Annotated in this window: 18 protein-coding genes; 4 read left to right on the top strand and 14 right to left on the bottom strand. The window is 72.6% G+C overall.

Going from position 1 to position 18,781, the window contains the following annotated elements; translation table 11 throughout:
- Positions 1-50: 50 nt before the first annotated feature.
- The 3 genes from U6N30_RS25485 to U6N30_RS25495 are packed head-to-tail and all read left to right on the top strand — an operon-like array spanning position 51 to position 2,745.
- Positions 51-1,853 carry a 2-oxoacid:acceptor oxidoreductase subunit alpha gene (locus U6N30_RS25485; protein ID WP_324274461.1) on the top strand — a complete coding sequence of 601 codons (1,803 nt, stop codon included), beginning with the start codon at positions 51-53 and terminating at the stop codon, positions 1,851-1,853.
- On the top strand, positions 1,793-2,029 hold the full coding sequence (locus U6N30_RS25490; RefSeq protein ID WP_324274462.1) for a hypothetical protein: 237 nt from the start codon (positions 1,793-1,795) through the stop codon (positions 2,027-2,029). Before U6N30_RS25485 ends, U6N30_RS25490 begins: the two co-directional genes overlap by 61 nt.
- The gene (locus U6N30_RS25495; protein WP_324274463.1) at positions 2,026-2,745 is read left to right on the top strand and encodes a thiamine pyrophosphate-dependent enzyme; all 720 of its coding nucleotides are present in this window, start codon (positions 2,026-2,028) and stop codon (positions 2,743-2,745) included. Before U6N30_RS25490 ends, U6N30_RS25495 begins: the two co-directional genes overlap by 4 nt.
- Here U6N30_RS25495 and U6N30_RS25500 read toward each other — a convergent pair.
- Together U6N30_RS25500 and U6N30_RS25505 are read right to left on the bottom strand one after the other, a co-directional pair.
- Positions 2,719-4,395, bottom strand: a complete 1,677-nt coding sequence (locus tag U6N30_RS25500; protein WP_324274464.1) for an aminotransferase-like domain-containing protein — start codon at positions 4,393-4,395, stop codon at positions 2,719-2,721. The genes U6N30_RS25495 and U6N30_RS25500 overlap by 27 nt on opposite strands.
- Positions 4,353-4,604 (bottom strand): GntR family transcriptional regulator, encoded by a 252-nt coding sequence (locus U6N30_RS25505; protein WP_324274465.1) that lies wholly within the window; start codon positions 4,602-4,604, stop codon positions 4,353-4,355. Before U6N30_RS25505 ends, U6N30_RS25500 begins: the two co-directional genes overlap by 43 nt.
- A 211-nt stretch (positions 4,605-4,815) precedes the next feature.
- Here U6N30_RS25505 and U6N30_RS25510 point away from each other — a divergent pair, with 211 nt between their 5' ends.
- Complete coding sequence (locus U6N30_RS25510) at positions 4,816-5,451, top strand: pyridoxamine 5'-phosphate oxidase family protein (RefSeq protein WP_324274466.1); 636 nt, start codon at positions 4,816-4,818, stop codon at positions 5,449-5,451.
- Here U6N30_RS25510 and U6N30_RS25515 read toward each other — a convergent pair.
- The 12 genes from U6N30_RS25515 to U6N30_RS25570 form a co-directional block, all read right to left on the bottom strand.
- Complete coding sequence (locus U6N30_RS25515; RefSeq protein WP_324274467.1) at positions 5,343-7,277, bottom strand: PQQ-dependent sugar dehydrogenase; 1,935 nt, start codon at positions 7,275-7,277, stop codon at positions 5,343-5,345. The genes U6N30_RS25510 and U6N30_RS25515 overlap by 109 nt on opposite strands.
- 364 nt (positions 7,278-7,641) lie before the next feature.
- The gene (locus U6N30_RS25520) at positions 7,642-7,866 is read right to left on the bottom strand and encodes a hypothetical protein (protein WP_324274468.1); all 225 of its coding nucleotides are present in this window, start codon (positions 7,864-7,866) and stop codon (positions 7,642-7,644) included.
- Positions 7,803-9,200, bottom strand: a complete 1,398-nt coding sequence (gene nuoN, locus U6N30_RS25525; protein WP_324274469.1) for an NADH-quinone oxidoreductase subunit NuoN — start codon at positions 9,198-9,200, stop codon at positions 7,803-7,805. Before nuoN ends, U6N30_RS25520 begins: the two co-directional genes overlap by 64 nt.
- A complete protein-coding gene (locus U6N30_RS25530) occupies positions 9,200-10,774 on the bottom strand; it encodes an NADH-quinone oxidoreductase subunit M (protein ID WP_324274470.1) in 1,575 nt (524 codons plus the stop codon). Before U6N30_RS25530 ends, nuoN begins: the two co-directional genes overlap by 1 nt.
- A 32-nt stretch (positions 10,775-10,806) precedes the next feature.
- Positions 10,807-12,714: an NADH-quinone oxidoreductase subunit L gene (nuoL, locus tag U6N30_RS25535; protein WP_324274471.1), complete on the bottom strand. Its 1,908-nt coding sequence runs from the start codon at positions 12,712-12,714 to the stop codon at positions 10,807-10,809.
- Between the two features lie 19 nt (positions 12,715-12,733).
- Complete coding sequence (gene nuoK / locus U6N30_RS25540) at positions 12,734-13,033, bottom strand: NADH-quinone oxidoreductase subunit NuoK (protein ID WP_324274472.1); 300 nt, start codon at positions 13,031-13,033, stop codon at positions 12,734-12,736.
- Positions 13,030-13,755: an NADH-quinone oxidoreductase subunit J gene (locus tag U6N30_RS25545; protein ID WP_324274473.1), complete on the bottom strand. Its 726-nt coding sequence runs from the start codon at positions 13,753-13,755 to the stop codon at positions 13,030-13,032. Before U6N30_RS25545 ends, nuoK begins: the two co-directional genes overlap by 4 nt.
- Positions 13,756-13,849: 94 nt before the next feature.
- Positions 13,850-14,485, bottom strand: coding sequence for an NADH-quinone oxidoreductase subunit NuoI (gene nuoI, locus U6N30_RS25550; protein WP_324274474.1), 636 nt, complete (start codon positions 14,483-14,485; stop codon positions 13,850-13,852).
- Between the two features lie 42 nt (positions 14,486-14,527).
- The gene (nuoH, locus tag U6N30_RS25555) at positions 14,528-15,937 is read right to left on the bottom strand and encodes an NADH-quinone oxidoreductase subunit NuoH (protein WP_324278465.1); all 1,410 of its coding nucleotides are present in this window, start codon (positions 15,935-15,937) and stop codon (positions 14,528-14,530) included.
- The gene (locus U6N30_RS25560; protein ID WP_324274475.1) at positions 15,937-16,299 is read right to left on the bottom strand and encodes a molybdopterin dinucleotide binding domain-containing protein; all 363 of its coding nucleotides are present in this window, start codon (positions 16,297-16,299) and stop codon (positions 15,937-15,939) included. Before U6N30_RS25560 ends, nuoH begins: the two co-directional genes overlap by 1 nt.
- The gene (locus U6N30_RS25565) at positions 16,275-18,455 is read right to left on the bottom strand and encodes an NADH-quinone oxidoreductase subunit G (protein ID WP_324274476.1); all 2,181 of its coding nucleotides are present in this window, start codon (positions 18,453-18,455) and stop codon (positions 16,275-16,277) included. The genes U6N30_RS25560 and U6N30_RS25565 overlap by 25 nt, the downstream gene beginning before the upstream one ends.
- Positions 18,452-18,724, bottom strand: coding sequence for an NADH-ubiquinone oxidoreductase-F iron-sulfur binding region domain-containing protein (locus U6N30_RS25570; protein ID WP_324274477.1), 273 nt, complete (start codon positions 18,722-18,724; stop codon positions 18,452-18,454). Before U6N30_RS25570 ends, U6N30_RS25565 begins: the two co-directional genes overlap by 4 nt.
- Between the last annotated feature and the right edge of the window lie 57 nt (positions 18,725-18,781).

Genomic DNA, 18,781 nt, shown 5'->3' on the forward strand with positions numbered 1-18,781 from the left:
CCGGCAGGCGACGCACGCACGTAACCTCGGCCGGTGGAGGTACACCACTGATGACTGCCAGCACCCCGACCGCCGCGGCCGAGACCGGGCCGGTGGCCGGTTCGGCTCCGGGCGGCCTCGTCAAGAGCGTCGTCGAGCTCGACCGCGTCGTCATCCGGCTCGCCGGTGACTCCGGCGACGGCATGCAGCTCACCGGCAACCGGTTCACCAGCGAGACGGCGAGCTTCGGCAACGACCTCTCGACGCTGCCCAACTTCCCCGCCGAGATCCGGGCGCCCACGGGGACCCTGCCCGGCGTGAGCTCCTTCCAGCTGCACTTCGCCGACCACGACATCATGACGCCGGGCGATGCCCCCGACGTCCTCGTGGCCATGAACCCGGCGGCGCTCAAGGCCAACCTCATGGACCTGCCCGGCGGCGGCCTGCTGATCCTCGACTCCGACGAGTTCACCCCGCGGAACCTCGCCAAGGTCGGTTACGCGACCAACCCCATCGAGGACGGCTCGCTCGAGGGCTGGCAGACCGTCAGCGTGCCGCTGACCTCGATGACGACCGACGCGCTCAAGGACTCCGGCCTCGGCAAGAAGGAGGCCGAGCGCTCGAAGAACATGTTCACCCTCGGCCTGCTCAGCTGGATGTACCACCGGCCGACCGAGGGCACGATCCGCTTCCTCGAGCGCACCTTCCGCCGCAAGCCCGAGATCGCGGCCGCGAACATCGCCGCGTTCCGGGCCGGTTACAACTACGGCGAGACGACGGAGGCCTTCGCGGTCTCCTACGAGATCAAGCCCGCCCCGATGGCGCCGGGCCGCTACCGCAACATCTCCGGCAACCAGGCGCTGGCCCTCGGCCTCGTCGCGGCCGGGCAGCGGTCGGGTCTGCCGGTGTTCCTCGGCGCCTACCCGATCACCCCGGCGTCGGACATCCTGCACGAGCTGTCCAAGCACAAGTCCTTCGACGTGCGCACCTTCCAGGCCGAGGACGAGATCGCCGGCATCGGCGCCGCGCTGGGTGCGTCCTTCGGCGGGGCGCTGGGCATCACGACGACGTCCGGCCCCGGCGTGGCCCTCAAGGCCGAGACCATCGGCCTGGCCGTCATGACCGAGCTGCCGCTGGTCATCGTCGACGTCCAGCGCGGCGGGCCCTCCACCGGGCTGCCGACCAAGACCGAGCAGTCGGACCTGCTGCAGGCGCTGTTCGGGCGCAACGGCGAGGCCCCCGTCCCGGTGGTCGCCCCGCGCTCGCCAGGCGACTGCTTCGACGCCGCCCTCGAGGCGACCCGGATCGCGCTGACCTACCGGACCCCCGTCATCCTGCTCTCCGACGGCTACCTGGCCAACGGGGCCGAGCCCTGGCCCGTCCCGGCCGTGGACGACCTCCCCGACCTCACCGGCGCCGTCGCGTTCGCGACCGAGCCGAACGGGTCGGCCGCCGACGGCGAGGAGGGCGTCTTCCTGCCCTACCTGCGCGACGAGGAGACCCTCGCGCGACCGTGGGCGATCCCGGGCACCGCCGGGATGCAGCACCGGATCGGCGGCCTGGAGAAGGCCGACCGGACGGGCAACATCTCCTACGACCCGGCCAACCACGACTTCATGACCCGCACGCGGCAGGCGAAGATCGACGGGATCGCGAACAGCCTCCCCCGACCGAGGTCGACGACCCGGACGGCGACGCCCGCGTCGCCGTCATCGGCTGGGGATCCACCTACGGGCCCATCGGCGCCGCCTGCCGGCGCATCCGGCGCTCGGGACGCTCCATCGCGCAGGTGCACCTGCGCCACCTCAACCCGATGCCGAACGACCTCGGCGAGATCCTGCGCCGCTACGACCGGGTGGTGTGCCCCGAGATGAACCTCGGCCAGCTCTCCATGCTGCTGCGCGCGAAGTATCTCGTCGACGTCGAGAGCCACACCCAGGTCCGCGGGCTGCCCTTCCGGGCCGCCGAGCTGGCCGCCGTCATCCAGGAGGTCATCGACCGGGCGACCACCGTCCCGGCCGGCGCCCCCGCGAACGGAGAGCTCCAGTGACCACCGTCGAACTCGGCATGCCCGCCGAAGGACCCATCGCGGACGCGATCGCCCACTCGGTCGACGCCCACGGCCCGAAGCAGACCGAGCTCAAGGGCAAGGACTTCAAGACCGACCAGGAGGTGCGCTGGTGCCCCGGGTGCGGTGACTACGTCATCCTCAACGCGGTCCAGAGCTTCCTGCCGAGCCTCGGCATCGCCCGCGAGGACATGGTCATCGTGTCCGGGATCGGCTGCTCCTCGCGCTTCCCGTACTACATGAACACCTACGGGATGCACTCCATCCACGGCCGCGCCCCGGCGATCGCGACCGGCCTGGCCGCCTCTCGTCCCGACCTGTCGGTGTGGGTGGTGACCGGCGACGGCGACGCGCTCTCCATCGGCGGCAACCACCTGATCCACGCGCTGCGCCGCAACATCAACCTGACGATCCTGCTGTTCAACAACCGGATCTACGGGCTGACCAAGGGCCAGTACTCCCCACCTCCGAGGTCGGGAAGGTCACCAAGTCCACGCCGATGGGCTCGATCGACGCGCCGTTCAACCCCGTGTCGCTGGCCCTGGGCGCCGACGCGACCTTCGTGGGCCGGGCGATGGACTCCGACCGCAAGGGGCTCACGGACGTCCTCCGGCAGGCCGCCGAGCACCAGGGCACGTCGCTGGTCGAGATCTACCAGAACTGCAACATCTTCAACGACGGCGCCTTCGAGCTGCTGAAGGACCCGGCGACCGGCACCCAGTGGTCGATCCCCTGGTCCACGGCGAGCCGCTGGTCTTCGGCCCCGACGGCGCCTCGTGCGTGGTGCGCGACGACGTCGGGGGCTGCGGATCGCCGAGACCAACCAGGTCGACGCGTCGGAGATCGTGGTGCACGACGCGCACCGGGAGAACCCGGCCTACGCGTTCGCCCTGTCCCGGCTCTCGAGCCAGGACCTGCGCTACACGCCGATGGGCGTCTTCCGGGCGGTCCAGAAGCCCACCTACGACGCGATGATGGCCGAGCAGCTCGACGTGGCGCGGGTGCAGGAGCCGGCCGACCTCGACGCGCTGCTCGCGGGCAACGACACCTGGGACGTGCGATGACACCGTCGTCCTCCGGACGACACCGCGGCCAGGTGCCGTTTCCCGGGTGAGCTGAGCCGCTGCGTCACGCCTGCGCGGAGACCCCGCGGGTCCCCATTCGGCGCGACCGGACGTGGTCACCGTCGCGACATTCCCCCAGGACCTCGGTGAGCACGTCCAGGGCGTGGTCGAGCTCGGCGGACGACGGGGCGGCGTAGCCCAGGACCAGGCCGGCCCGCCGGCCGGGCCCGTCCCCGTGGTGGTGGCGCGCCAACCCGTCCAGGGCCACCCCCGCTCGGCGGCCAGCGCGAGCGCGCGGTCCTCGGCCCCGGGGCCCGGCAGCGGGACGACGACGTGGGCGCCGGCCGGATCGCCCTCGGCGACGGCGCCCGCCTCGGCCACCGCCGCCAGCACCGCGGCCCGCCGTCGTCCGAGCTCGCGGCTCAGCCGGCGCAGGTGCCGGGCGAGGTCACCGCTGTCGGCCAGGGCGGTGAAGACCCGCTGCCCGGCTCGCGGAGGGCGGGCCCCGGTGGCGGTGCGCCGGGCCACCAGCTCCGCGCGCAGCTCCGCCGGCGCCACCAGCCAGCCCACGCCCAAGGTGGGGCTGAGGATCTTGCTGCTGGTCCCGAGATGGACCACGACGTCGGGTCCGAGCGCGCCGAGCAGCGGCAGCGGCGCGACGTCGTAACGCAGCTCGCCGTCGTAGTCGTCCTCCAGGACCCACCAGCTCTCGGCGCGGGCCCGGGCGACCAGGGTGGTCCGCCGGGCAGCGGAGAGGCGCCGTCCCAGCGGGAACTGGTGGGCGGGCGTGCAGTACACGGCGGCCAGGCCGCCCGGCACCGCGTCGACCACGAGCCCGTCGCCGTCCACCGGCAGGGGGACGACGGCGACGCCGGCTGCCCGGAGTGCGCCCACGACCCGGTGGTAGCCGGGATCCTCCACGCCCACCCGGCTGCCGGGCGGCAGGAGGCGGGCGACCTCCCCGACCGCGGCAGACGTCCCGGCGGTGGCCAGCACGTCCTCGGGCGCCGCGGGCAGCCCGCGGTGGCGCAGCAGGTGCTCGGTCACCGCCCGTGCGAACGCCGGGTCGGCAGCCGGCTCGGGACCGCCGTCGGGCGCGATGTCCCCGGCGGCTCGCCACGCACGCCGCCAGGCCGCCCGGTCGAGCACCTCGAGGCACGGGGACCCGGCGCGCAGGTCCACCGGCGCCGGCTCCGGCCGGTCGCGCGGCCGCCCGCGGGGCGCAGGTGCCGGCGCAGCGGTCACCGTGCCGACGACGAAGGTGCCGGCGCCGCGGCGGCCCACGGCCCACCCTCGGCGAGCAGCTGGTCGTAGGCCGCCGCCGTGACGGTCCGGCTGACCGCCAGGGCGGTGGCGAGCTCCCGCGTCGAGGGCAGCCGGTCGCCGGGGCGGAGCGCACCGCCCGCGGCGCCGGCACGCAGCGCGTCGGCCAGCTGCACCGACAGCGGCGTCCGCGACGTCCGGTCCAGCACGACCGCCGGGACCGCTGCCACTCCACACCTCCGCGCCGGGCGATTGGCCTGCTGGGAATCTAGCGGATTGGACGTTGGGAGACGCCACTCGTCGGGTCATCGTGGTCGGCGTGACCGCTCCCCGCTCTCGCCGACCCCGCGCAGCACCGTCCGCCGTGGCGCACAGCGCGCCCGCTTCGACCGCGCAGAGCTGTACGCGGTCCTCGACGCCGGACTCGTCGGCCACCTGGCGGTGGTCGTCGACGGAGCACCACTGGTCCTGCCCACCGGCTACGGGCGCCGCGACGACACCCTCTACCTGCACGGCTCCACCGGAGCGGCGTCGCTGCGCGCCGCGGCCGCCGGAGCGCCGGTCTGCTTCACCGTGACCCACCTCGACGGCGTCGTCTACGCGCGCTCGGCGTTCCACCACTCGATGAACTACCGCTGCGCGGTGGTCCACGGCCGCCTGGTCCCCGTGAGCGACCCGGACGAGCGGCTCGCCGGGCTCGAGGAGCTGACGGAGCACCTGGCACCGGGGTCGTGGGCCGCCACCCGGCGGCCGGACCGCAAGGAGCTGGCCGCCACCGCGCTGTTCGCCCTCGACCTCGCCGAGGCCAGCGTCAAGGTGCGCAGCGGACCGCCAGGGGACGACGAGGAGGATCTGGCGGCGCCGGTGTGGGCAGGGGTCCTGCCGCTGCAGACCGTGTTCGGCGAGCCTGAGCCGTGCCCCCTGCTGCCCCCGGCATCCCGGTGCCGGCGCGGGTGCGCGGGCGCTGATCAGCCTTCGGGCGTCACCCGCAGCACCCGGTCGCGGCCGTCCCCGTTGTCCGTCGTCACGTACAGCGCGCCGTCGGTTCCCAGCTGCGGGGTGCGGATGCGGCCGTAGGCGTCCTCCAGCTCGGGGATCCGGAACTGCTCGACCAGCTCGCCCTGCTCGTCGAGCCGCAGGGCCAGGACCCCGGTGTCCTTCTGCACGCCGATGAGCAGCAGCCCGTCGTAGTCGCCCCACTCCTCGCCGGTCAGGAAGGTGCCGCCGCTGGGCGCGATCGTCGGGTCCCCGGAGGACCAGACCGCCGGCACGGCGCCGGGCAGGTCCGGATCGGTCATCGGCACGCTCTCGTCGTACCGTCCCGACCCCACCGGGTCCCAGCCGTAGTTGGCACCGGACTCCAGCAGGTTCACCTCGTCGTCGACGTCGGGCCCGTGCTCGACGGAGAACACCTGACCGGTGCCCGGGCGCACCGCCAGCCCCTGGACGTTGCGGTGCCCGTAGGTCCAGATCAGGTCCTCGGCGCCGTCGTCGGAGGTGAACGGGTTGTCCGGCAGCGGGTCGCCGGTGGCCGGGTCGGCCCGCAGCACCTTTCCGGCGAGACTCCCCAGATCCTGCGGATTGCTGCCGACGGCGTTGTCGCCGGTGCCGACCAGGAGGGCACCGTCCGGGCCGAACTCCACCCGGCATCCGCCGTGCCGGCCCGAGTCCTCGTTGACCGGGATGCCGCCGATGAGCGGATCGTCGACGCGGGTGGCCGCGCGCCAGTCCTCGGCGGCGTTCCAGGCGATGACCTCGATGGCGGGGCCGCCGTCCGGTCCGCCGTCGACGACGCCCTGGCAGGTGTAGAAGCGCCGGTTGTCGGCGAAGCCGGGATCGAGCGCCAACCCCATCAGGCCCGTCTCGCCGACGGCGTAGAGGTCGTCGAAGTCGGCCTGCACGGGCTGGACCGTGCCGTCGGGCAGCACCGCCGTCAGCCCACCGGCCCGCTCGTCGACCAGCAGCGTCCCGTCGTCGGCCTGGGCGACGTCCCACGCGCGGGTCAGCCCGTCGGCCACCACCTCCACCTCGAGCCCCGGGGCACCGGCCGGCGCGGACGACGTGGGCGATCCGGCACCGGACGCATCGCCCGAGGAGCCGTCCGTTCCACAGGCGACGGTCAGCAGGAGGAGCCCGGCGAGCAGGGCGGGGCATCGCGAGTCGGGGAGCACGTGATCGTCGTGCCCATCGCCGTCAGCTGGTACGCGTGACCACGTAGTCGCACAGGGCCGACAGCGCGTCCCGGACCTCCCCGCGGGGACGGTGGCCAGGTGGGCGCGCGCCCGGTCGGCGTACTGGGCCAGGACGTCGTTGGCACGCGCCAGCGCGGCCGAGGACCGCAGCAGGGTCAGCGCCTCGGCGTGCTCGTCGTCGTCGGTGACCGGGCGGGAGACCAGCTCCCGCAACCGCGCGTCCGCCGGGGCGTCGTCGGCCAGGGCGAACAGGGCAGGCAGCGTCGCGATCCCCTCGCGCAGGTCGGTACCGGGCGACTTCCCCGAGGTGCCGCCCTGGCTGACGATGTCGAGCAGGTCGTCGGAGAGCTGGAAGGCCACGCCCACCTCCTCGCCGAACGCGGTCAGCTCGGTGACCAGCGCCTCGTCCAACCCGGCGAAGCGCGCCCCGAAGCGGGCCGAGGTGGCCACCAGGGAACCGGTCTTGTCCGCCAGCACGTCCAGGTAGTGCGCGATCGGGTCGACGCCGGGCTCGGCGCCCACCGTCTCGCGGATCTGGCCGGTGACCAGACGCTCGAACGTCTGCGCCTGGATGCGGACCGCCTCGGGGCCGAGGTCGGCCAGCAGGTCCGAGGCGCGGGCGAAGAGCAGGTCGCCGGTGAGGATCGCGATGCTGTTGGTCCACCGGCTGTTCGCACTGGGCGCGCCGCGCCGCACGGCGGCTTCGTCCATGACGTCGTCGTGGTAGAGCGTCGCGAGATGCGTGAGCTCGCAGACGACCGCGGACTCGGTGACCCCGGGGCGCCCGGGTCACCCAGCTGGGCCGCGAGCAGCGCCAGCATCGGCCGGAACCGCTTCCCGCCCGCGGACATGAGGTGACCGGCCGCCTCGCGGATGAACGCGTGCTCGCTGCCCACGGCCTCGACGAGCATCGCCTCGACGCGGGCGAGCCCCTCGGCCAGCGAGCCGCCGAGCTCTCCGTCGGGCAGCCAGGGACCGATGGTCGAGGCGGGGGTGGAGATCCGGCGCTGCGCCTGGGGGCTGCCGCCCTGGACCACGGTGTTGGTGCCCTCGACTGCGGCACGGGCTCCGGTCATCAACCGACGAATCTAGCCGCCTGCTCGGCGAGGTCGAGCACCGACCCGGGCACGATGCCCAGCGCCAGGGTCGCCGTGGCGGTGATCGCGAGGACGATCGTGGTGGGCATGCCCGGGACACCGACCGTGGGTCCGTCCGCTGCCGGGGGCGAGAAGTACATCAGCACGATGACCCGCAGGTAGAAGAACGCCGCGACGGCGCTGGCCAGGACGGCCACCAGCACCAGCGGCCACGCCCCTCCTCGACGGCGGCCCGGAACACCGCGAACTTGCCGGTGAAGCCGGACGTGAGCGGGATGCCGGCCAGGGCGAGGAGGAACAGCGTCATCACCGCCGCGGTGAGCGGCGACCGGGCGGCCAGCCCGGCCCACTGCGAGAGGTGCCCGGCCTCCCCGTCGCCGTCCCGGACCAGGGTGAGGACGCCGAAGACGCCGATCGTCGTGAGGCCGTAGACGAGCAGGTAGAACATCGTGGCCGCCAGCCCCGAGCCGTCCCCGTCGGCCCCCAGGCCGATGACGCCGGTGAGGAGGAAACCGGCGTGCGCGATGGAGGAGTAGGCCAGCATGCGCTTGAGGTCGGTCTGGGTGAGGGCGAGGACGGAGCCGATCACCATGGACACGATCGCGACGCCGTAGATCAGCGGCCGCCAGGTCCACTCCGCGGCGCCGAAGGCCACGTAGAGCACCCGCAGGATGGCCCCGAAGGCGGCGACCTTCGTGCAGGCGGCCATGAAGGCGGTCACCGGGGTCGGGGCGCCCTCGTAGACGTCCGGCGTCCAGGTGTGGAACGGCGCCACGCTGGCCTTGAAGAGCAGGCCGACGACGAGCAGCGCCAGCCCGAGCAGCATCAGGACGTCGGTGCCGCCGGCCAGGGACGCCTCGCGGATGTCGGCGAGCCGGACGCTGCCGGTGGCCCCGTAGATCAGCGCCAGCCCGTACAGGAAGAAGGCCGAGGAGAAGGCGCCCAGGAGGAAGTACTTGACCGCCGCCTCCTGGGACAGCAGCCGCCGCCGGCGGGCCATGCCGCTGATCAGGTAGAGCGGCAGGCTGAGCACCTCGAGCGCGATGAACATGATCAGCAGGTCGTTCGAGGTGACGAACAGCATCATGCCGCCGATGGCGAAGGTCGCCAGCGGGTAGACCTCGGTCTGCACCCGCGTCGAGGTGAGCAGCTCCCGGTCGCGGGGGCTGCCGGCCGGGACCGCAGCCGACGTCACGAACGCCGACCGCGCGGGATCGAGCGCCCGCTCGGCGAAGAGCAGGAGGGCCAGGGCGCCGAGGCCGGCGATGGTCGCCTGCAGGAACAGCCCGGCCCGGTCGACGGCCAGCGCACCGACGGCGGTGGTCTCCCCGCCCTCGGTGGCGAACTCCCGGAGACCGGCGAGGAGCAGCGTGCTGACCAGGGCGCCCAGGGTGCCCACGAGCGCGACGGCCACCTGGACGGGGTGCCGGCTCTCGCGGGGCCAGAACGACTCGACGAGGACGCCGACGGACGCCGCGCCGAAGATGAACAGCAGCGGCGCCAGGTCGGCGAAGGACAGGTCTGGGGCCTCGAACATCAGTCGGTTCCTCCGAGGTCGCTCATGGTGGCGCTCACGGCCGGCTCGATCAGCTCGAGCAGCGGCTGCGGATAGACGCCCAGCGCGATGATCAGCACGACCAGCGGGGTCACCACGGCCAGCTCACGGCGGCTCAGGTCGAGCACGCGCAGCGAGCGCCGGGGCGCGGCGAGCGTCGCGGTGGCGCCGCCACCTGTCGCCGGAGCCGGTTCGGCCGGGTCCTCCTGCAGCAGGACGCCCCTCGCCGGGCCGTGCATCGTGCGCTGGTACATCAGCAGGATGTAGAGGGCGGCCAGGATGATCCCGGCCGTCGCGAGGATCGTGAACACCGGCTCTTCGGGGAACGAGCCGATCAGCACGAGGAACTCGCTGACGAAGCTGTTGGTGCCCGGGAGGGCGAGCGAGGCCAGGCCGGCGACGAGGAAGGTGCCGGCGAGCAGCGGGGCCTTCGCCGCGACGCCGCCGTAGTCGCGGATCTGCCGCGAGCCGCCGCGGGCGATGAGCATCCCCACGACGAGGAACAGCAGACCGGTCGCGATGCCGTGGTTGACCATGTAGAGCACCGCACCCGTGGCGGCCTCGGTCGTGAAGGCGAAGATCCCGAGCGCGATGAAGCCGAAGTGCGAGATGGACGTGTAGGACACCAGCCGCTTCATGTCGCTCTGCCCCATCGCGAGGAGGGCGGCGTAGAGGATGCCGACGACCGCGAGCACCAGCACGAACGGCGCGAAGAAGCGCGAGGCGTCGGGGAACAGCGGCAGGCAGTAGCGCAGGAACCCGAAGGTGCCGACCTTGTCCAGGATGCCGACCAGCAGCACCGCGCCGCCGATCGGGGCCTCGGAACCGGAGTCGGGCAGCCAGGTGTGGAACGGCACGAGCGGCGCCTTGATGGCGAAGGCGATGAAGAAGCCGAGGAACAGCAGCTTCTGCACCCCGGGGTCGATCTCCAGCTGGCGCAGCGCGTCGAAGGCGAAGGTGCCCTCACCGAGCTGGCTGTTGCTCACCACGTACAGCCCGATGACGGCGGCCAGCATGATCAGCCCACCGACCAGGCTGTAGAGGAAGAACTTCACCGCGGCGTACTGCCGCCGGGGGCCGCCGAAGCTCCCGATGATGAAGTACATCGGGACGAGCATCGCCTCGAAGAAGACGTAGAACAGGAAGACGTCGGTGGCGGCGAAGACGCCGACCATCATCGACTCGAGCAGCAGCAGCCAGGCGAAGTACGCCGTCATCGACCGCCGCTCGGGCAGCTCGTCGTTCCAGGACGCGCCGATGACGACGGGCACGAGCACCCCGACGAGCAGCAGCATCACGAGGGCGATGCCGTCGACCCCGAGGGCGAAGGACACCCCGAAGTCGGCGATCCAGGTCCAGGAGCTGGTCAGCTGGAAGCGGTCGCCGCCGGTGTCGAAGGCGATCGTCGCGAGCACGGCGAGCAGGAGGACGACCAGGCTCACGCCCAGGGACACCTGCTTGGCGAGCTCGTCGCGGCCCTTCGGCAGCGCGGCGACGACGGCCGCGCCGACCGCGGGGACCGCGATCATCAGCAGCAGGAACGGCAGGTCGCTCACGAGGTGGCCTTTCCGAGAGAGGTCGACGACGCTCATCCCGCCGTCACCGCCAGGAGGGCGCCGGCCACCAGCACCGCGCCGCCGAGGATCCCGAGGGCGTAGCTGCGGACGAAGCCGGTCTGGGCGCGGCCCAGGCGCGAGGACGAGCCACCGAGGCCGGCGGCCAGGCCGTTGACGGCGCCGTCGACCCCACGGTTGTCCACCCAGACCAGCGCCCGGGTCAGCCACTGGCCCGGCCGCATGAAGAGCGACTCGTTGACCGCATCGGCGTAGAGGGCGTTGCGGGCCGCCCGCGTCACCGGCGAGACCCGGACCGGCGCCGTCACCGGGACCTCGCGACGGCCGACGAACAGCCAGGCGGCCAGGACGCCGACCAGCATCACCGCGGTCACGACCAGGCCGATGATCGCCGGGGCCACCACGTGCGCGGCCTCCTCCGGCTCGCCGAACACCGGCTCCAGCCAGCCCGACAGCGGGAAGACCGACACCAGCAGCGCACCGGCCCCCACCGATCCGATCGCCAGGACCACCATCGGCGCGGTCATCACCGATGGCGACTCGTGCGGGTGGACCCCCTCCTCCCACCGGGCTCGGCCGAAGAAGGTCATGAGCATCAGCCGGGTCATGTAGAAGGCGGTCAGCCCGGCACCGAGGACGGCGACCCCGCCGAGGACCCAGCCCCAGACGTCGTCACGGTCCAGCGCGGCCTCGATGATCGCGTCCTTGGTGAAGTAGCCCGAGAGGAACGGGAACCCGATCAGCGCCAGGTAGCCCAGCCCGAAGGTCACGAAGGTGACCGGCAGCTTCTTCGCGAGCGCGCCGAACCGCCGCATGTCCACCTGGTCGTTCATGGCGTGCATGACCGAGCCCGCGCCCAGGAAGAGCCCGGCCTTGAAGAAGCCGTGGGCCAGCAGGTGGGCGAGGCCGGCGACGTAGCCCGCCGGGCCCAGCCCGACGGCCAGGAACATGTAGCCGATCTGGCTGACCGTCGAGTACGCCAGCACCTTCTTGATGTCGTCGTAGGCGCAGCCGGCGATGGCCCCGATCAGCAGGGTCAGCGCGCCGATCGCCAGGACGACGGTGCGCGCGGTCTCGGTGAGGTCGTAGATCGGCGCCGAGCGGGCGATCAGGTAGACGCCGGCGGTGACCATGGTCGCGGCGTGGATGAGGGCGGAGACCGGGGTCGGGCCCTCCATGGCGTCGGGCAGCCACGCCTGCAGCGGGAACTGGCCGGACTTGCCGCACGCGCCGAGCAGGAGCAGCAGGCCCAGGGCCGTGATCGTGCCGCCGGCCAGGGTTCCGACGGCGCCGAACACGCCGGCGTAGGACGTCGTCCCGAGCTGGGCGAACATCACGAAGATCGCCAGGGCCAGGCCGACGTCGCCGACCCGGTTCATGATGAACGCCTTCTTCGCCGCCGTGGCCGCAGCCGGGCGGGTGTACCAGAAGGCGATCAGCAGGTAGGACGCCAGGCCGACGCCCTCCCAGCCCACGTACAGCGCCACGAAGCTGTTGCCGAGGACGAGCAGCAGCATGGCCGCGACGAAGAGGTTGAGGTAGGCGAAGAAGCGACGGCGCGCGGGGTCGTGCGCCATGTAGCCGATCGAGTAGACGTGGATCAGCGAGCCGACGCCGGTGATCAGCAGCGCGAAGATCGCCGACAGCGGGTCGAACAGGAGTCCCGCGCGGACGTCGAGCTCACCGGTCGAGATGAAGGTGAACAGGTCGACGTCGGCCGGCCTCCCGTCCTGCCCCGCGAGCTGGATCGTGCAGAGCACCGCGAGGACGAACGAGGCGGCGACGGTCGCCGTCCCCAGCAGGTGACCCCAGCGGTCGGTGCGGCGGCCGCCGAGCAGCAGCACCGCAGCGCCGGCCAGCGGTAGCGCGATCAGCAGCCACGACCAGCCGAGCAGCCCGTCGGCGGGCAGCGTCTCAGACACAGATGTCCCCGTCTCGCCGTCAGTACTTCAGCAGGTTGGCGTCGTCGATCGAGGCGGACCTGCGGGTCCGGTAGATCGACATGATGATCGCGAGACCGATGACCACCTCGGCGGCCGCCACGACCATCACGAAGAGGGCGATGATCTGGCCGTCCACGGTGCCGGTGGACCGGGCGAAGGTGATCAGCGTCAGGTTGACCGCGTTGAGCATCAGCTCGACGCACATGAAGACCACGATCGCGTTCCGCCGCACGAGGACGCCGACGGCACCGATCGTGAACAGGATGGCGGCGAGCACGAGGTAGTAGCTCAGGGTCATCGGATGTGCCCGCCGTCCTCGAGGGTCGGTGTCGTCGAGCCGAGCGCCGCGTCCGGCGAGCCGAGCTGCTCCTGCCCGGTGGGGCGGGGCATCTCGTCGGGCTGCCCGGGTGCGATGCCCGTCGCGTAGCTGTCCCGTGACTGGCTGCCGTCGGGCAGGATCGCCGGCACCGCGACCGAGTTGGCGCGGGCGAAGACGCCGGGGCCGGAGAGCGTCTGCGGGCGGTCGGTGAGGAACCGGGCCCGCGACAGCTCCTTCTGGCCGCGCCGGCTGCCCGGGGTCCGCTCGATCTGGGTGAACACCAGCGCACCGACGGCGGCGACGATCAGCAGGGCGCCGGTCACCTCGAAGGCCAGCAGGTAGCGGGTGTAGAGCAGTTCGGCGATCGCCTCGATGTTGCCCGCCGACGCGCCGCCCGCCCCACCCTGCACCGCCTCCAGGCCGGTGACCTGCAGGTCCTGGGTGGCACGGGCGATGCCGGCGCCGACGAGGGCGGCGAAGCCGATGCCGACCAGCGCGGCCGCCACCCGCTGGCCGCGCAGCGTCTCCACGAGGGAGTCGGAGGAGTCGCGGCCCACCAGCATCAGGACGAACAGGAAGAGGATCATGATCGCGCCGGTGTAGACGATGATCTGCACCGCACCCAGGAACGGCGCCTCCTGCACGACGTAGAAGACGCCGAGGGAGAGCATCGTGGTGATCAGCCAGAGAGCGGAGTGCACCGCGTTCCGGCTGAAGACCATGCCGAGGGCACCGGCCAGGAGATCGGCCCCAGCACCCAGAACAGGACGGTCTCGCCCCCGCCGAGGGTCTCGGTCATACCGTCTCCTCCTGGACCGGCTCAGCCGCCGACGAGCCCGGCACGCGCAGGTAGTAGTCCTTCTCGTCCTCGCCGAGCCGCATGGGGTGCGGCGGCTGCTCCATGCCGGGCAGCAGCGGCGCCATCAGCTGCTCCTTGGTGTAGATCAGGTCCTGGCGGTTGTCGTCGGCCAGCTCGAAGTCGTTGCTCATCGTCAGGGAGCGGGTGGGGCAGGCCTCGATGCACAGCCCGCAGAAGATGCAGCGCAGGTAGTTGATCTGGTAGACGGCGCCGTACCGCTCACCGGGTGAGAAGCGGGCGTCCTCGGTGTTGTCGCCGCCCTCGACGTAGATGGCGTCCGCCGGGCAGGCCCAGGCGCACAGCTCGCAGCCCACGCACTTCTCCAGGCCGTCCGGGTGCCGGTTGAGGACGTGCCGGCCGTGGTAGCGCGGCTTGGTCACCTTGGGCTCGAACGGGTACTGCTCCGTCGTCACCTTGCGGAAGATCTGCGCGAAGGTGACGCCGAAGCCCTGGACCGGTGCCGGCAGCAGGCTCTCGCGCACCGTCGGCTTGGCCAGGTGGTCGGTGGACGGCCGCGCCACCTCCCCGCCGCGGCGGGGTGCGGGGTTGCGGTCAGGCCGGTTCTCAGACAACGCCGTCCTCCTCGACAGTGGTGGTGCCGCGCCGTCCGGTGCTCACGACGGACGCGCCGTCGCTGCCCACCGGCTGGCGCCGCAGCCGGGGGACGGCGGCACCTTCAGGTCCATCGGCGGGACCGGGAAGCCGCCCTCGGCCCGGCTGGGACCACCGGTCGGCCGGCGACGGGACCCGGCCGGCGGCAGGACCTCCGGCTCCGTCGGGTGGTTGGAGCCGGCGGCCGCCTCGACGGCGGCCAGCCGGGTGTCCTTGTTGCTCGCCCGCCCACCGAACCAGAGCGCGACCAGCACGATCACCGCGGCCGGCACACCGACGTAGAGCGTGACCTCCCCGGTGGTGAGGTCCGTCTCCCGGGAGACGGTGCGCATCGTGGCGACGATCAGGATCCACACCAGCGCGACCGGGACGAGCACCTTCCACCCGAAGCGCATGAACTGGTCGTAGCGCAGCCGCGGCAGCGTGCCGCGCAGCCAGATGAAGACGAAGAGCGCAGCGACGACCTTGAGGAAGAACCACAGCAGCGGCCACCAGCCGGTGTTGGCGCCGTCCCAGATCGAGAGGGGCCAGGGTGCCCGCCAGCCGCCGAGGAACAGCGTCGCGGCCAGCGCCGAGACGGTGACCATGTTGATGTACTCGGCGAGGAAGAACAGCGCGAACTTCAGCGACGAGTACTCGGTGTGGAACCCGCCGACCAGCTCGCTCTCGGCCTCGGGCAGGTCGAACGGCGCCCGGTTGGTCTCGCCGACCACCGCGATCGCGTAGATGACGAAGGAGACCGGCAGCAGGATCCCGTACCAGCTCGGGCCGGTGAACTCCCAGCCGAAGAAGGAGAGCTGGTTGCCGTCGGCCTGGGCGGCCACGATCTCGGAGGTGGACATGCTGCCGGCGTAGAGGAACACCGCGACGATCGACAGCCCCATGGCGATCTCGTAGCTGATCATCTGGGCCGCGCTGCGCATGCTGCCGAGCAGCGGGTAGGTCGAGCCGGACGCCCAGCCACCGAGCACGATGCCGTAGATGCCCATCGCCGAACAGGCGAGGACGATCAGCACGCCGATCGGGGCGTCGGTGAGCTGCAGCGGCGTGACCTCACCGAAGATGCTCACCGACGGGCCCATCGGGATCACCGAGAAGGCCAGGAAGGCCGGGACGGTCGCGATCACCGGGGCCAGGAAGTAGACCGGCTTGTCGGCCAGTGCCGGCATGATGTCTTCCTTGAACGCCAGCTTCAGCCCGTCGGCGAGGCTCTGCAGGTAGCCCCGCGGTCCCACCCGGTTGGGGCCGATCCGCTGCTGCATGCGCGCGACGACCTTGCGCTCGAACACGATCGCGAACAGCGTCAGCAGGACGAGGATCACGAAGACGCCCAGGACCTTGATGAGCACGATCCACCAGACGTCCTGCCCGAAGTCCTCGAGCGTCGGCTGGTCGGGTACCGCCCAGAGCATCACGAGCGTCCTGCCGTCGGGGTGGAGGGGTGGGCGGAAGACACCGGGGTGGAGGGGTGGGCGGAGGACACCGAGAGCCGCACGACGCCACCGGGGCCGGTGCCGAGGTCGGAGCGGACATCGCTGCCCGGTGATCTCATCGGCAGCCAGACCACCTGGTCGGGCATGGGGGTGACCCGCACCGGGAGGGTGATCGAGCCGGTCGCGCCGCTCACCGCGACCCGGTCGCCGTCGACGACGCCGAGCCGGCCGGCGGCGTCCGGACCGATCCGCACCACCGGCGGGCGGGCCGTCCCGGCGAGCTCCGGCTCGTCGCGCTGCAGCGTCCCCGCGTCGATCAGCTGGCGCCACGAGGCCAGCACGGCCTGGTCGGCGCCGAGGGACGGCCCGGCCGGCGGTGGGACGTCGAGGCCCGCCCCTCCCCGGGGCGGCGCACTGCACCCAGCGCGGCCAGCTCCGCGCGGGCGGCCTCGGGGGTGGGCAGTCGCAGGTCGACGTCCATCTCGTCGGCCAGGCCCTGGAGCACCCGCCCGTCGGGCAGCATGCCGGTGCCGTGCAGGGTGGCGTCGAAGGACCGCGGTCGGCCCTCCCAGTCCAGGTAGGTGCCCGCCTTCTCCGGCGCCGCGGCGACCGGCAGGACGACGTCGGCCCACTCGGTGACCACGCTCGGGAACATCTCGAGGCTGACCACGAACGAGGCGCTGGCCAGCGCAGTCTCGGCCAGCGACGGGTCGGGCAGGTCGCACGGGTCGACCCCGCCGACGAGCAGGCCGGGGAGCACCCCGTCACGGACCGCGGTGAGGATGCCGGTCAGGTCGCGACCGGGTGCGGCGGGCACCTCCGCACCCCAGAGCGCCCCGACCTCGGCGCGCGCGGTCGCGTCACCGACGCCCCGACCCCCGGGGAGCAGGTTCGGCAGTGCGCCCGCCTCGACGGCTCCGCGCTCCCCGGCCCGGCGCGGCACCCACGCCACCCGGGCGCCGGTGGCGCGGGCCAGCGCCACGAGGGCGGAGAAGGCGCCGGGCACCTCGGCCAGCCGCTCCCCGGCGAGGACCACGGCGCCGGGCAGGCGCAGCGCCTCGAGCGCCGGGCCGCCCCAGGTGCCCTCGGCCAGCGCCCGGAGGGATTGTGCCTCCGTGCCCGGCAGCGTCGTCAGGACGGTCGCCTCGAGCTTCGAGGCGGCGCGGGTCATGAACGGCGCCAGGTCGAACACCTGCGTCTTCGCGGTGCGGACCGCTCGGCGCAGCCGCAGGAACACGATCGGCGACTCCTCCTCGGGCTCGAAGCCGGCGAGCAGGACGGCCGGCGCGGCCGAGAGATCGTCGTAGGTGACCGCCCCGGTGGCCGGGCTCGTGCCGGCCACCTCGGCGGCCAGGAAGGCGAGTTCCTCGGCGGAGTGCGCGCGGGCGCGGGAGTCGACGTCGTTGGTCCCCAGCGCGACGCGGGCGAACTTGGCGTAGGCGTAGGCGTCCTCGACGGTCAGCCGGCCGCCGGGCAGCACGCCGACCCCGCCGTCCTCCCGCGCCTGCGCGAGCCCGGCGGCCGCCGCGGCCCAGGCCTCCGGCCACGAGGCGGGCTGCAGCTCGCCGTCGCGGCGGACCAGCGGGGTGGTGAGCCGCTGGTTGGAGGTGACGTAGCGGAACGCGTAGCGCCCCTTGTCGCAGTTCCACTCCTCGTTGACCGCCGGGTCGTCGCCGGCCAGCCGGCGGGTGGTCTTGCCGCGCCGGTAGTCGGTGCGCTGCGCGCAGCCCGACGCGCAGTGCTCGCAGGCGCTGGGCTCGCTGCGCAGGTCGAACGGCCGGGCGCGGAAGCGGTACTGCGCGCTGGTGAGCGCGCCGACCGGGCAGATCTGCGTGGTGTTGCCGGAGAAGTAGGACTCGAACGGTTCGTCCTCGTAGATGGCGACCTGCTCCAGGGCGCCGCGCTCGAACAGCTCGATGAACGGGTCGCCCGCCACCTGCTGGGAGAACCGGGTGCACCGGGCGCACAGCACGCAGCGCTCGCGGTCCAGCAGGATCTCGCTGCTGATCGGCAGCGGCTTGGGGTAGGTCCGCTTCTCGTCGACGAACCGGCTCTCGGCGCGGCCGTTGCTCATCGCCTGGTTCTGCAGCGGGCACTCGCCGCCCTTGTCGCAGACCGGGCAGTCGAGCGGGTGGTTGATCAGCAGCAGCTCCATCGTGCCCTGCTGCGCCTTGTCCGCCTGGGGGCTGGTGAGCTGGGTCTGCACCACCATGCCGTCGGTGACCGGCATGGTGCAGGAGGCGACCGGCTTGCGCTGGCCCTCCACCTCCACCAGGCACTGGCGGCAGGCGCCGACCGGCTCGAGCAGCGGGTGGTCGCAGAACCGCGGGATCTGGACGCCGATCTGCTCGGCGGCCCGGATGATCAGCGTCCCCTTGGGAACGGCCACCTCGAAGCCGTCGATCGTGCAGTGCACCGCGTCCGGCGGCGTGTGCGGACCGGGCGCTCCCGGCGGCACGGCCTGGGCGGGCGGCGGATTGGTCGGGGTGAGTGTCATGACGCCACTCCCACGGGCTCGATGCGGAGGGTGCGGCCCAGCCGGGCCTGCTCCTCGGGCGGCAGCAGGGCGACGTAGTCGTCCTTGAAGTACTTCAGCGAGCTGGTGATGCAGCTCGTGGCGCCGTCACCGAGGGCGCAGAAGGACCGCCCCAGGATGTTGTCGCAGGTGTCGACCAGGATGTCGAGGTCCTGCGCGGTGCCCCGGCCGTGCGCGATCCGCTCGAGGATCTGCACCAGCCAGTAGGTGCCCTCGCGGCAGGGGTGCACTTGCCGCAGCTCTCGTGGGCGTAGAACTCGGTGAACCGCAGGGTGGCCTCGACGATG

The organism is Blastococcus brunescens, from assembly GCF_035320885.1.
In the GTDB taxonomy this organism is placed as follows: Bacteria; Actinomycetota; Actinomycetes; order Mycobacteriales; family Geodermatophilaceae; genus Blastococcus_B; species Blastococcus_B brunescens.

What these genes read in the sequence shown, in the direction of transcription:
- U6N30_RS25485 (WP_324274461.1), top strand. Translation starts at nt 51, where the DNA reads ATGACTGCCAGCACCCCGACCGCCGCGGCCGAGACCGGGCCGGTGGCC.
- U6N30_RS25490 (WP_324274462.1), top strand. Translation starts at nt 1,793, where the DNA reads ATGCCGAACGACCTCGGCGAGATCCTGCGCCGCTACGACCGGGTGGTG.
- U6N30_RS25515 (WP_324274467.1), bottom strand. Translation starts at nt 7,277, where the DNA reads ATGGACGAAGCCGCCGTGCGGCGCGGCGCGCCCAGTGCGAACAGCCGG.
- nuoN (WP_324274469.1), bottom strand. Translation starts at nt 9,200, where the DNA reads ATGTTCGAGGCCCCAGACCTGTCCTTCGCCGACCTGGCGCCGCTGCTG.
- nuoK (WP_324274472.1), bottom strand. Translation starts at nt 13,033, where the DNA reads ATGACCCTGAGCTACTACCTCGTGCTCGCCGCCATCCTGTTCACGATC.
- nuoH (WP_324278465.1), bottom strand. Translation starts at nt 15,937, where the DNA reads ATGCTCTGGGCGGTACCCGACCAGCCGACGCTCGAGGACTTCGGGCAG.
- U6N30_RS25565 (WP_324274476.1), bottom strand. Translation starts at nt 18,455, where the DNA reads ATGACACTCACCCCGACCAATCCGCCGCCCGCCCAGGCCGTGCCGCCG.